The following is a 14415-nucleotide window of genomic DNA, read 5'->3' as shown; positions in this document are numbered from 1 at the left end:
CGCGATTATAGCGGCTTTTAATAGGCCAAAGCTTCTTGTCTAACGACTTGTATATCCTGTATCTTGCGCCTGCGTCCCCCATAAGAACGCAGGGCAAGATTGCATGAAGCGTCTCTCGTCAGTTCGCCGTCAGGGTGAAATCGTCCAGGTTGACCGTGGCGTCCAATTGTTGGATGTAGAATATCGCACGCATTTGGGCCGTGCCGGCCGGCGCGGTCAGCGATCCGTTCACGTTCGTCCAGCCGCTCGTGGTCGTGCCGTTGTACGATGCGAGCGTCGATTCGGAGAGTACGCCGCCCGATCCGTTCAGGAACTGCAACCGCACCTGTGCCAGCGTACCCGAATTTCTACCGATGTTCACGTATCCGTCCAACGTATACGTCGTTCCGGCATTCGCCGCGACGGCTTGGTAGAAGCCGAACCAAGCGCCGGAATTTCCGTCGATCTTCGCTGACGCTCCGCCCGATCGAGCGACCGACGTATCTCGGGAGCAATATGACTGCTCGCACGTCCAGGACGCGGCTCCGCCGGAGCCGTTACCGGTTTCGAAGCCCGGGTTAACGAGCAGGTTCGCGGACAGCGTCGTGACGGATAGCGCCGCGCTCGCCGATGACGCATTGCCCGCCCCGTCCTTCGCGACGACCGTGTAGGTAAATGCCGTGTTCGCCGACAGTCCCGTGTCGGTGAATGTCGTCGTCGTCCCGTTCGTCGTGCCCGCCAGGGTCGAGCCGCGGTATACCTCGTAAGCCGTTACGCCGACGTTGTCCGTCGACGCGGTCCACGTCAAGGTCACCGAGCTCGCCGTCTTCGACGGCGACGCGACGTTCGACGGCGCCGTCGGCGCCGTCGTATCCCCGGAGCCGCCGGAAGATGCCGAGACGCTGAAGTCATCCAGGTACAGCTCTGCGTTCAATCCGTAGATGTACACGAGCGCCCGCACGCTCGCCGTTCCCGCCGGCGCCGCGTTCGAGCCTTGGACGAGCGTCCATCCGTTCGTGGTCGTGCCGTTGAATCCGGCAGCCGTATGCTCGGCGATGACGCCGCCGGTTCCGTTCAGGAATTGCGTCTTGACCACGATCTGGCTGCCCGAGTTTCTCGGAATGTTGACATAGCCTGTCAAATCGTACGTCGTTCCTGCCGTGCCTGCGACGGTTTGATAGATGCCGAACCAGGCGCCCGTCGAGTTATCTACTTTGAGCGAAGCGTCGCCCGACCGCTTGACGGCCGTATTCCGCGTACAGTAGGACTGTTCGCAAGTCCACGAGGCCGGTACACCCGAGCCGTTGTCCAGCTCGAAGCCCGGATTCGCGAGCAGATTGCCGGCGGCGGCGTTCGTCGTGACGCTCACCGCGCCGCTCGCGGCGGATACATTGCCCGCGGCGTCTCTCGCCTTCACGGTATACGTATATGCCGTGCCGGCGGACAGCCCGCTGTCCGTGTACGTCGTCGTGGAGCCGTTCGTCGAACCGGCCAAGGTCGAACCGCGATATACGTCATACGCCGTCACGCCGACGTTATCGGTCGATGCAGTCCAGGACAACGTGACGGAATTCGCGGTCTTGGACGGCGACTGCAGCGCAGCGGGCGCCGTCGGCGCTTGCGTATCCGACGAGTTGCCCGTGGTCGTCGCGACGACGGCGTTGCTGGTGCCGGATACGTTGCCCGCGGCGTCCTTCGCCTTCACCGTATAGGTGTACGCCGTACCCGGCGTCAGCGACGTATCGGTGAACCAGGTCGTCGCGCCGCCCGTCGTAGAACCGGCGAGCGAGCCGTTGCGATAGATATTGTAGCCCGTCACGCTGTAATTATCGGTGGATGCGTTCCACCACAGCGATACCGTCGTATCGGTCGCCGCCGTCGAGACGAGCCCCGCCGGCGCCGAAGGCGGCGTCGTATCCGACGCGGCCTTCTTCAGCGAGAAGTCGTCGAGATTCAGCGTAACGTCCAGGTCCGCATAATGGATTTGCGCGCGAACGTATACCGCGTTCGACGGCGACGTCGTCGTGCCGTGAACGTTGACCCACCCGGACGTCGTGCCCGTGAGGGTCGCGATATTTTGATCGCTTATCACTTTACTTTCCGCGTCCAGGAACTGCAGATTGACGCGCACCGTCGTCGCGACGTTCCGGCTAATATTCACGTATCCGTCGAGCGTGTATGCTTGGTTCGCCTCCGCCGGAACGCTCTGGTGCGAGCCGAACCAGGCGTAGCTTGCGCCGTCCACCTTCATGGAGGCGCTGCCGCTTCGCTTCACGACGGCATCCGAGTAGCAATACCAAATTTGCTCGCAAGTCCAGCTCGCGGGCCGGCCGCTGCCGTCGGTCGCCTCGAATCCAGGATTGGCGAGGAAGTTGTCGGACGACGCGAACGTTGTGACCGTCGCCGTACTTGGCGCGGAGACGTTGCCCCGCGCGTCCTTCGCCTTCACGGCGTACGTATACGACGTACCCGGCGTCAGACCCGAATCCGCGAACGTGGTCTTCGACCCGTCGACGGTGGCGATCGTCTGCGTGCCTCGCACGATGTCGTACGCCGTGACGCCGACGTTGTCCGTCGATGCCGTCCATGACAGGACGACGCCCTTGTCGCTCTTCGAGATCGCCGACAAGCCGCCGGGAGCCGATGGCGGAATCGTATCGAGCGGATTCGTCGAGATCGCGAGCGGCGCGCTAGTCGCGGATGCGTTGCCCGCACTGTCCCGTGCCGAGACGGTGTACGTGTAAGACGTGTTCGGCGCAAGCCCCGTATCCGTAAACACCGTACTGCCGTTCACGGTGCCGACGTGCGCCGAGTTGCGGTATATCCGATATTCGGCGACGCCGATATTGTCGCTCGATGCGTCCCAGGTCAACGTAATCGTCGAATCGGTCTTCGCCGGCGACGCCACGTTCGTCGGCGCGGACGGCGCGCTCGTATCCGGCGCTTCGCTGCCTTGGCGCACGGCCTTTACGGCGATGTCCCGCGTGAACGAAGGAATGCCGCTGAGCGCGAGGCTTCCCCCGGAGGCGGTCGCCGTCGCGGTCTGTACCGTCTGCCCGCTCACCGTGTCGATATATTTGACCGTATAAGTGCCGTTATTCATCGACGGCAGCGTAAACGACATGCCGCTGACCGTACGAGGAGTGGCCACGCCGTAATTGGATTGCGCGTCGTTGAGCCATAGCAACGCCCTGTCGGCGTTCTTGAAGGCGCCGACCTTCACCCCGTTGCTTTGTTCGCCGTAGTCGACATGCGGCATCGAAGGCAGATAATATTCCTCCGGCTTGACGAAGCCCGCGAACACGTTGTAATACGCTTTGTATTCCGCCGGCAGGTCGAAGCCGCTTTTCGTCGGGTGCTGATCGACGACCCAGGTCAGATTCGCCCCCGCCGCGCCGGCGCGGAACATCGGCGCCCAGATGCCGTCGTGCACGAACCGATTCGTGATCGGCGCGCTCTTCGGCACGTTCACGTCGAGTCCCGTCTCGCCGATGAACGTCGGCCGGTTGCCAAAATCGGCTAGCGAGCGCTTAATGTTGTCCTCCCAAACGTCCACCGCGTCATTCGCGCTGTGGTAGAAGTGCATGTTCACGATATCGAGCGTCGTGAGCGGCTCCCAGCTCGTCTGGTTGAACTCGAGATGATCCATCCAGGCGAAGCTCGTCGTCGTCGGATGATTGTAGAAGTCCAGCGATTTCCAATATGTGTCGATCGCTTGGTGCCAGAACGGCTTGTGCTCGTACGTATTCACGTGATTGTCCGACTCGTTCCAATATTCGAGCATGCCGAGGGACGTGCTGTAGCCCCAACGGGCGAAGATGTAACGAAGCAGCTGCTTCTGATAGTCGATCGCCGTCGGATTCGTCCAGAAGTCGGTATTATTGTCCGACCAATAGGAGGGTCCGCCGTTTGCGGTATTGTACGCGTTGTATTCCCAATCGTAATAGAAGTCGCCGAAGCTGTTCATCGTGAGCATAATGTAGATATCGTTCGCTTCCGCCGTCTCCATCAGCGTATCGAATCTGGCCGCGTTGTCCATATTGTACCGGCCGATGCCTTCGTACGTCATCGTAATGCCGGCTTGCGTCGTCGTGCCCGGGCCCCACTCTAACGCATAGTTCGCCCACCAGCAGCTTAACCATACGCGCATGAGGTTCATCTGATTGGCCTTATACGTCGGCATGGCGTTCAAGATCTCGCTCACTTCGCCCCAGGCGTAGTTCGTTCCGAGCAGCGTCAGCTGCTTCCCGCCGCTGTCCGTGATCCGGTTGCCGGTCACGCCCATGAACCCGCGAGACTGGCTGGACGCCCCGGCGTTGAACGAATAGCTGGACGATTGGCCGGTCCCGTTCGCATCCGTGACCTTCAGCGTGACTTGGTGCGTTCCCGCCGCGCGGGGCGTGTACCGGATCGCCCACTTCGGCGACGAAAGCGACCGGTAGAAGGCCGGCACGACTTCCGTCTGACCGCCGGGCGTCGTAACGTAGGCCCTTGCGTCGACCTCGTCGGGATCGAACGGATTGTTGTAGGACGCGCTCAGGTCGAACGTCATTTCGAACTTCTCGTAGACGGCCGGCGTCGATGTATTCATCGATACGTTCGAGAACGACGTCGCGGCGGAGGCCGTCGCGGACCCAATGAACAAAGTCGATAGTAAACCCGTAATAGCGACGATGAAAAAAACCGATGTCGAGAGCGCGCGCTTTCCGATTCCCATCTGCATGTAACCCAATTCCCTCCTCTAAGTAAATACCTTGGCGTCGCGTTCGGCCTTGCATGGTCGACGTCCTTGCCCGGACGGCCAATCCCCCCCTTCATTCCCTCCGCCTCATTCCTTCACGCTGCCGAGGACGATGCCGGACATAAAAAATCGCTGCAAAAACGGATACACGCAAAAGATCGGCAGCGCGCCCAAGAAAATCTGTGCGGCTTTGACGGCGCGATCGTCCAGACTCTGCATATATATCGCGTCGTCGACGTCCATGATTTTCGTAAAATCCATCTGCACCACGACCGTCTGCAGGTAGCTGGCGAGCGGGTAATGCGCAGAATCGTTCATGAACAAAATGCCGGCGAACCACTCGTTCCAATGACCGACGATCGTGAACAGCCCCACGGTCGCCATCGAGGGCAGCGATAACGGCACGACGATGCGCCATAGCAGCTTCCAGTAGCCGCAGCCGTCCATGAAGGCGGCCTCCTGCAGCTCCTTCGGCAGCGCCCGGAAGAAATTCAGCATCAGAATGACGTTGAATACCGGCACGGCGCCAGGCAGCACGAGCGCCCACAGCGTGTCCAGCATTCCCAGCTCCTTGACGAGGATATAGCTCGGCACCAATCCGCCTGAAAAGAGCATCGTAAAGACGAACAACCAGGCGTATCCGGTCCGGAAGCTGAACTGGGAACCGTCCTTGGACAGCGGATAAGCGACCAGTACGGTCAATACCATGTTAATGGCGAGCCCCAGCAAGACGCGTTCCGCGGAAACCGCAATCGATGCGAGGAACGCCTTCTTCTGTGCGACGAACGCATACGCGCCTCCCGTAATCTCGACAGGGAAGAAGCTGACCTTCCCCGATTGAATGGCGGCGGCGGAGCTTAGGGAGATCGCAAGCACGTTAAGCAACGGCAGGACGCATAGGATGGATAGCGCCGCAAGAAACGCGTAAATCCCGGCGGACGCCGCCTGCTGCCCGAGCGTCTTCCGATGAACCATGGGTGTTCCCCTTTCGTTCCGCATTAGAAAATGCGATAGTTGGCGAACCGGTAGGCCACCCAATAGGAAATGGAGATCAGCGTAAAGGATATGACGGATTTAAATAAGCCGACCGCGGTCGCGACGCTGAATTGTGCGTTGACGAAGGCGAGTCTGTACACATAAGTATCCAAAATGTCCCCCGTCGCGTAGACGGATGGGTTGTAGAGATTGAAGATCTGGTCGAACCCGGCGTTCAATACGTTTCCGAGGCTTAGCGTCAGCATCAGGACGATGATCGGCAGCATGCCCGGCAGCGTAATGTACAAGGTTTGCTGCCATCGATTCGCGCCGTCGATGACAGCGGCCTCGTACAACGAAGGATTGATGGAGGTTAGCGCGGCGAGATACACGATCGTGCCGAAGCCGAACTCCTTCCACACGTCGGTGCCGACCATGACGAACGGGAACCACGACTGATCCCCCAGGAAAAAGATCGGCTCGACTCCCATCGACGCCAACAGCGAATTGACGATGCCATTCGTAGGCGACAACACCTCGATCAAAATGCCGCTCAGGATGACCCACGACAGGAAATGCGGCAAGTAAATGAGGGTCTGCACGGACCGCTTGAACGACTCTCTTCGAATTTCGTTCAGCAGCAGCGCGGTGGCGATCGGCGCGAGGAGGCCCGCCACGATTTTCATCACGGAGATAAATAGGGTGTTGCGGATGACCTCCGTCGTCTGGGGCAGCGAGTACATATATTCAAAATGCTTCAAACCTACGAACTCCGAACCGAACAACCCGTTCGTAGGGACGAAGTCTTGAAACGCGATAATCAGTCCTACCATCGGTCCGTAGCAAAACAACAGCACGAGGATAAGCCCGGGCCAGATCATGACGTGCAGCGGCAGCTGCATTCTCCATCGCTTCGAAGACATGGTCGCTCCTTCTGAACGGAAGGGGGACGGAGATCTCCCTCCCTCCCCGGTTCCGCGCGTTATTTAATTCTTCCGCTAGCGGCCACTTCGTCCAAGATTTCTTGGCCGCCTTGCTTATACCACTCTGCGACGAACGCGGCGTCGAAGTCGTCCACCGGTCGCGTACCGTTAATGATCTCCGTGAAAATCTTCACTTCCAAGTCCCGCAGAATCGGTCCTTTGGTCACCATGGCCGTCGTCGGCTGCCCCATGTACACGCTCGTCACGGGAGGCGTTTTCCGGTCGTACGCATTCGTGATCGAATACGCGCCGTCCTGGCCGAACAGCGCATTCCATAGCCACATGTCGAGATTGCCTTTCTTGTAATCCATAATGCCGTCGTAGTACGTCTTCGCCGAGGAGGTCAGCTTCGATACATCGCCCGTCCGCAGTGCTTCTTGAACCAGATCGTTATCGATTTGATTCTGGTTGCTGAAGCCGGGTCCGATAATCGGAGACAAGCTGAACACCTGATAGTTGACGTCGCCTTCCTTCACTTGGTGATAGTTCGGGTCCCGGTTCGGGCCGCTTACCTTCTCGTGGAAGTAGTTCAAGATTTTGATCGCGGCTTCGGGATGCTTGGCATTCTTGTTGACGACGATAAACGAAGTCGGAATGTCGCCTCGACCGCCGGGATGAACGGGAGCGTCGTCCGCGGAGACGATCGGGTACGGCCTCCAGTCGACCGCCGGGTTTTCCTTCTTCATGCCCGCGATCGGCCACGTGCCCACCCAGAACTCGCCGTATGCCATGCCGACCTTGCCCGTAGTCGCGAGCTCCCCGGCTTTGTTTCCGTCCAGTACGCTGAATTCCTTCGGAATGGCGCCCGCCTTGTACAGCTCCTGCAGCTTCCCGAGCGCGATCTTCACCTCCGACAGCGTATCCGCGAGCACGACTTTGCCTTCCGCGTTCTTGACGAAGGTCAAGTCCGTGCCCGAACCGTTCGCCGGGTTATACGCATAGGCATGGTACCCGTTCATGAAGCCGTCGAGACCCGCCCATCCCCCGAACAAATCCTTCATCAGATTCAAACCGTACGTGTCGTCTTTCCCGTTCCGGTCCGGATCGTCGTTCGTGAACGCCAGGGCGATCCGGATGACGTCGTCCATCGTGCGCGGCGGTTCGAGGTGCAGCGCATCCAGCCAGTCCTTGCGGATCCAGATCATCTGCGCGCCGCCCGGAACGCCACCATTGAGCGGGAGCGCCATGAGCTTGCCGTCGAAGGTGGCGCCCTTCAGCTTGATCGAGTTGAACTCTTCGTACGATTGGCGCGTGACGTCGGAGGCGTACTTCTGGTAAACTTCCGTCAAGTCCGCGGCTTGTCCCGCTTCGACGATCTGCTGCAGCTGCTTGGCGTCCACCTGGTAGAAATCGGGCATATCTCCGGATATCATGGACACCGTGATCTTGTTGTTATACTGCTTGTGGTTCACCTTCCACTTGTTCACGACTTCGATGCCGAGTATCTCTTTCAAGTCTCTCGTCCACAGATTGTCGTCGATCGACTCCCCTTTCCGGTAGGACTCCAGGTCGGGCAACGCCCGCACCGTGGTCATCGTGATCGGCGGATCGTACTTTCCGAACGGTCCCTCTTTCATGGCGGGGCTGTTTTTCGCCGACTCGGATGCCTTCGTCGCGCCTCCGTTCCCCGTCGCTTCCGGCGCAGTCGTCTCTTCGTTCCCGTTGCATGCGGCCGTCGTCAGCGCCAGCAGCAGCGACGAGACGAGAATGAAATGCGTCCTCCCTCTTCTGCTTCCCATTTATAGAACCCTCCCGTAGTCCCGTGTTTCTCTTTCAATGCCCATTATGGGCGATAGGGAAGATGCGCCGAAACAAGACAGTCATAACTTCTTTATCCTTTCATGGCTTTCGATGCAGATCGCGGTATTGCTGCGGCGTCATTTGCGTGTATTTTTTGAAAAACCTGGCGAAATACGAAGGCGTGTCGTATCCGATCGCCGCTCCGACCTCCTGAATTTTCGCTTGCGTGCCGGTCAGGAGGTCCATCGCGGTCTTCAATTTGATGTCGATAATATAGTCGGTCAAGCTTTGTCCGGTCTGCTGCTTATAGAGCCGCGATAAATAAAAGGGGGTCAAGTATACCGATTCCGCGAGCCGCGTGAGCGACACGTCCCCGTCCAGGTGCGTTCCGATATATGCCCGCACCCGTTCGACGACGTCGTTCGAAACCGTCCTCGTTTCGTCCTCGCTTTCCGCGAACAGCGATTCCGCCAGCGATCGGAAATATTTCGCCATGCCCGCGAAGGAGTCATGAGCCTCGTAGGACAGCAATCTCCCGACACCAGGCCGCTCGGAGAAGCGCTGAAAGAGCTCGTTCCGATTCAGATGCGACAAGAACAGGGAGGCTAGCGAGTGATACGCCTCCAACGCGACGCCGGCCTGGAGCTCCGGTCGTTCCGCAAGCGGCGACATAATCTCGTCGTACAGCCGATAAAATTTTTGCGGCTGCTTCTGATCGAGGCATTGCGCGAGCAGCTTCAGCTTCTGCACGGCGCTCCGCTCCTGCCGGTCTTGTCGCTCCTCCCCGCTCGACCGGCGATCGGACAAGATCATCTCCGGCCCCTGTCCCAAGCCGCGGCCGAACAGCAGGGAAAACCGTTCGACCGCCGCGGACAGCTCGTCCCATTCGTACGGCCGACCGCCGACGATGAAGGAACAAGGAAGCTTCAAATACGTCTTGCAAGCGGATTGCACCGATTCGATCATCTCCGTCATGTAGCGGTTCGCCTGCTCCGGATCCTCCGGGTCTTCCCGCGCCGGCTGCATGAGCCACAGCAGCCGATCCGACGCGTAGGCGATATGAAAGATCCGGTACGAATGCGCGAAATATTCCTCGAAGATGTTATTCATCGCGTAGTGGAACAACGCCCGATCCTTCGGCGCCATCTCCGTTCGCCAGGCGTCGATCCGCGCCGCCGCCAGCATGACCGGACGCTCGGCTTCGAGCGGAATGTCCAGGGCGGACAATTGCGATCTTCGCGAAGCGGCCGTAGTCGCCTCCCCGTTCAGCAGCTCCGCTATGTATTCCTTGCGCAGCATCGGCATCGCGACGGTCAATTGGTCCTTCGCGTCGCGGATCAGCGCTTCGTACTGCGATTGCTCCGTGATATGCCGGATCGCTTTCGCCACGACTTCGACGATCGCTTCGTCGCCCTCCGTCTTCAAGACGTAATCCAGCGCTCCGCCGCGCATCGAATCCTGGATGTAGTGGAAATAGTTATATCCGCTCAAGAAGATCGTCCGGCATTTCGGCCAGATTCGGCAGAGCTCCCGCTGCAGCTCGATGCCATTCAGCCCCGGCATCTCGATGTCCGACAACAGTACGTCTACCCGCAGCCTTCCCGCGAGCTGCAGCGCCTCAAGCCCGTCGTACGCCTTGTACACCTCCAAGGACAGCTCGTCCGCGCTTCGGAACAAGTTGTACAGCCCGTCCGCAATCGACGGCTCGTCGTCGACGATCAACAATCGATACATATCAGTCTCCTCCTTCGATTCAGATCCGGATCTCGACCCTCAGTCCGCCGAGCTCGCTGCGGGACACGGCGACCCCGGCGTCCTCGCCGAACCGAAGCCTCAGCCGCCGATGCACATTCAACAGACCGGTGTATTCCGTGTTCGGCGTTTGATGACCTAAGCTTCGGACCAACGCCTCCAGCCGTTCGTCCGTCAACATCTCTCCGTTGTCCCCGACGGCGATGACGATTCGGCGGCCGTCCCGCCGAATGTCGACCACGATTTTTCCGTCCCTCAGCTTTTTTTCCAGACCGTGCTTGTATGCGTTTTCAAGAAGCGGCTGCAGGATGAGTCTTGGAACGGCGGTCTGACCGCAGCCCTCGGGAATCTCGCCGAACGTAACGTCGATCCGGTTAGAGAACCGCATGTTCTGAATATCCACATACGTAATCGCGTGCCGCACTTCAATCTCTAAGGGGACTTCGTCGGATGCGTTGCGGGTGATATATTGAAAATAATCGCCCATGTATTGACACAGCCGGACGACCGATTCCAGGTCCTCGTCCTTGGCCTTGCGATACAAGATAAAGTAGGTATTATATAAAAAATGCGGATTGATCTGCGCTTGCAGCTGCTTGAGCTCCGCGTGCTGCGCGCGGGTTTGCTGTTCGACCACTTCTTGAACCAGGACGCTCAACCGGTGAACCATCGAATTGAAATGGCGAATCAAGTCGGTGAATTCGTCGCCGTTCTTCGGCAGCGACATCGGCGTCCACTGCCCCGCCTCTACCTTGCGAAACGATCGGATGAGCCGATTCAGCGGCCGATGAATGAGACGGTACAGCCAATAGGCATACGCCAAGATGATCAGAACCGATACAGCCGACAGCCCCCACAGCATCCTCTGGTACATTTGGATCTGACCCAGCAATCCGTCTTGCTTGACGTATACCGTCAAATAACTGTTCAACGGCTCGGAAAAATGATACGCGACGAAATACGGCCCCCCCTCCGCGTCCAACCGTTCGACGCCGCTCCGCACCGCGCTGCCCGTCTGACGCTTCAACAGCGGCTCCAATGCCTTAAGCACCGCTTCGTCCTTCACATTCGAGACGTCCCAGCCCTGCTCCAGATTGACGAGCATCGCGCCGGACGACTCGTAATCCGTGAACTGAGCCAGCGATTCCCGCAATGCGGGGAGATCGAGCTCGACCTGCAGCACGAAGGACGGCTTAAGCGCATGCATCGAGCTCGACTCCGGGAACGGCACCGCGAGAAACAATCGATTTTCCCAAGGGAAGAGACTTTGATCCGGATGATCGTAAATTTCCTCCGTCGCCATATAATCATCGGACAAGCGATCCGTTATGGAATGCTCCGTGGAGAACGTCCGGCGTTGTTCGACCAGATGCGCGTCGATTCCCTTGAGGAATGCGCTCGAATCCTTCACGAGACGCATCTTGCTCTCCAGGCGCAGCACCGCGTCGGACCATTCGTTGATCTTCATATACTGTCCCGTGAACGTAAGGCGGTGCAAGTCCTTGTCCACGGCAAGATGGTTCAGCAAATTCAACGTATGCGCCATCTCTTTTTCCAAGGAATCGACAAAGAAGCTCGCCCTCGATGACAGCGAATTGGATACTTCTTCGCGAACGCTCGATTCGCCCAGCTTGATGATCGCGAGGCCGATCCCGTACAACGGCGTCACGACGATCAGGAACGCTAACACCAGCTTGGGAAAAAGGGTCTTTCGCCATGTCTTGCCACGTATCCCTTCTTCTACGACATGCATCGTACCGCTCCTCTCGGTGATTTCCTACCCTAAATCATCCTTACGATGTCGGATAACGCCGATTTACCCGACATTCCTTATGATGCGATTATCGGACACCTAATAGAATTGCGATAGTATTCAATAGTTGCATTTTTTGGTTGTGGCATTCGATGAGCGAAAGCGGTGCATCCTCGAACAAAGAAAAGGCCCTCCGCGCCGGAGGGCCACTGAAAAGTCCGTTCAACGTTTTTACTGATAAATCAACGCATCGACCTCGACATAATAATTCGTCGCAACCACGTTCTTGTCGCTGCGGGCCACGATCTTGATCGTGTGGTTCCCGGTGGACAAGCCCTGCTTGCTGTAGACCGTGATGCCCGTATGACGGTTCGGGCTGTAGAGGTCGACGGTCTGGTCCAGCGTCCCGTCGATGTATACGTCAGCCTTGCCGTGATCCGCGTCCAGCTTGCCCACCCATTCCACGCTCGTCCCCGTGAAGGAAGCCTCGGCATAGGAACCGGCAGTGGAGGTGTAGTGTCCCGTATGCTTGTAGTAGTCGACCCCCGATACGCTGGTGAGCCAAGTGCCGTTATAATTCCAGCTCGGATGGGTGTCGTCCCGGGTCACGACCGGCGTGCCCTGCGAGACGTTAAAGCGATCGACCTCGACATAATTGCCTACCGAGGAGACGTTCCGGTCGCTGCGCACGACGATCTTGATCGTATGCGAGCCGGCGGACAGATTGCGCTTGGTATAGAGCAGCGTATCGATGTAGCGCTCCGCGTTGTACAGGTCGACGGTCTGATCCATCGTTCCGTCGATGTACACGTCGGCCTTCCCGTGGTCGGGACCCAGCACGCCGTACCACTCGATGCTTTTCCCGGTAAACGTATATTGCGCATAACTGGCCGATGTCGTCGAGAAATGGCCGGTATCTCCGTAGTAGCCCGTCCCGGTCGGCACGCTGGTTGGCCACGTGCCCGAGTACGTAATGCCGCTCGCGGCGTCATCCGTCACCGTCGGCGTGCCCGTCGCGACGTTCATGCGGTCGACCTCGACGTAATAATCGGTGGAGGCCGAGTCCTTGTCGCTGCGGGCCACGATCTTGATCGTATGGCTGCCCGGCATCAGGCCCGTCTTTGAGTAAATCTCCGCGTTAACGAACCGGTTGGCCGCGTACAGATTGACCGATTGATCCAGCACATTGTCGATATAGACGTCCGCCGTCCCGTGATCCGGCCCCTTCACGCCCGACCATACGACGTTGGTGCCGTTGAACGTGTACTGGACATAGCTGCCCGGCGTCTTGGTGAAGTGGCCGGTATTGTTATAGTAGCCCGTACCGGAAGGAATGCTCGTCCCCCAAGTCCCCGTATAAGTAAACGCGGCATCCGCATCGTCCGTCACCTGGACGCCCGGCCCTTTTCCGAGCAAGCCGTTCTTGATCGCGACCAGCTGCGCGAGCTGCGGCGCGTTGATATTGCCGGTCTTGTCCACATGCGGACCGAACGACAGCACGCCGTTCTGATTGGTCACCTTCGAGAGATAGTTGACGATGTAGGGCGTCGTATATTTCAGCCCGAAGCTGTTCCAGTCGTTGCCCTGGTAGGCCGTCTCGCTCCACTGGATGCCGCCGATCCATCTGGTGTACGGGGCCGCATTGGCCTGCGACGGAAGAATGGACAGCTGGTTCTGCTCGCCCGTGATGTAGTCGGCATGCGTCGTCATCGGCAGATCGACGGCCAGGCCGGGATCGAAGGCGACGATCGCATTGGCATTGCCGTGCTTGGCGGCCGCCGCAAACGTCTGGAAGTTATGCGCCTTGGTATAGTCCGTGTACGCCTGGGAAATGTCGGGCTTGCCGTACATCGCGCCGTTGTTGTAGGTACCGTCGAACCACCAGCCGGCGACCTTGGAGCCGTACCGGTCCGACCATTCCTGAATGATGCTCTCCCACTTGGCCTGGAAGTCCTGCGTGGCCAGGTGGTCGTAGATCGGCGCCGGATCCCCGAGGATGTCGCCGACGTCGGGATCGTCGGAGGGCGTGCGCGCGGGGAGGTAGAGCATCAGCTTAATGCCGTACGGCGCGAGCGCGTCGTATAGATCCATCGGCAGATCCCGCGTGGACATCTTGGTCGTCGCGGCGGTTCTGCCGACCAGCAGGTCGTAGGTCGCATTGGGAGACGCGAAGTACCCGGAGTTCTGTCCTAGCGTGAAGACCACGTACTTTGCCCCGGATTCGTTCGCTTGCTGGGCGAATCGCGTGACGTTGAAGCCGTTCACCAGCGTATTCCAGTCGCCCGTCATATCGCCGCCGCCATAGAGCCATTGGACGAAGAGGCCGTATTTCCCCTGCATGAACCAGTCCGTATTGGCATTGTACGTCTGCGCGGAAGCCTGCTGCCTCGGTATCGCGAGTCCGATCAGCATCGCCGCGACCAGCAGCATCCGGAATAATGCGTTTTTCTTGAGAAATCCCATCGTCATCGACTTCGTCATCCTCATGAGCC

The 14415-nt window shown here is 58.8% G+C and carries 7 protein-coding genes; all 7 read right to left on the bottom strand.

Annotation, left to right across the window (positions count from 1 at the left end; genetic code table 11):
* Nucleotides 1–118: 118 nt before the first annotated feature.
* Nucleotides 119–4702, bottom strand: a complete 4584-nt coding sequence (locus tag PQG80_RS21135; protein WP_271753557.1) for a fibronectin type III domain-containing protein — start codon at nt 4700–4702, stop codon at nt 119–121.
* 105 nt (nt 4703–4807) lie between these two features.
* Nucleotides 4808–5695: a carbohydrate ABC transporter permease gene (locus tag PQG80_RS21130; protein WP_271753556.1), complete on the bottom strand. Its 888-nt coding sequence runs from the start codon at nt 5693–5695 to the stop codon at nt 4808–4810.
* A 23-nt stretch (nt 5696–5718) separates the two neighbouring features.
* On the bottom strand, nt 5719–6618 hold the full coding sequence (locus PQG80_RS21125; RefSeq protein ID WP_271753554.1) for an ABC transporter permease: 900 nt from the start codon (nt 6616–6618) through the stop codon (nt 5719–5721).
* A gap of 59 nt (nt 6619–6677) precedes the next feature.
* Nucleotides 6678–8417, bottom strand: a complete 1740-nt coding sequence (locus PQG80_RS21120; protein WP_271753552.1) for an extracellular solute-binding protein — start codon at nt 8415–8417, stop codon at nt 6678–6680.
* 100 nt (nt 8418–8517) lie between these two features.
* Nucleotides 8518–10152, bottom strand: coding sequence for a response regulator (locus PQG80_RS21115; RefSeq protein ID WP_271753551.1), 1635 nt, complete (start codon nt 10150–10152; stop codon nt 8518–8520).
* A gap of 19 nt (nt 10153–10171) precedes the next feature.
* A complete protein-coding gene (locus tag PQG80_RS21110; protein WP_271753550.1) occupies nt 10172–11923 on the bottom strand; it encodes a sensor histidine kinase in 1752 nt (583 codons plus the stop codon).
* Between the two features lie 231 nt (nt 11924–12154).
* Complete coding sequence (locus PQG80_RS21105; RefSeq protein ID WP_271753548.1) at nt 12155–14404, bottom strand: alpha-L-fucosidase; 2250 nt, start codon at nt 14402–14404, stop codon at nt 12155–12157.
* Nucleotides 14405–14415 lie beyond the last annotated feature (11 nt).

This window comes from Cohnella rhizoplanae (assembly GCF_948329515.1).
Taxonomy (GTDB): Bacteria; Bacillota; Bacilli; order Paenibacillales; family Paenibacillaceae; genus Cohnella; species Cohnella rhizoplanae.
This window is presented reverse-complemented; position numbering and strand designations above follow the sequence as displayed.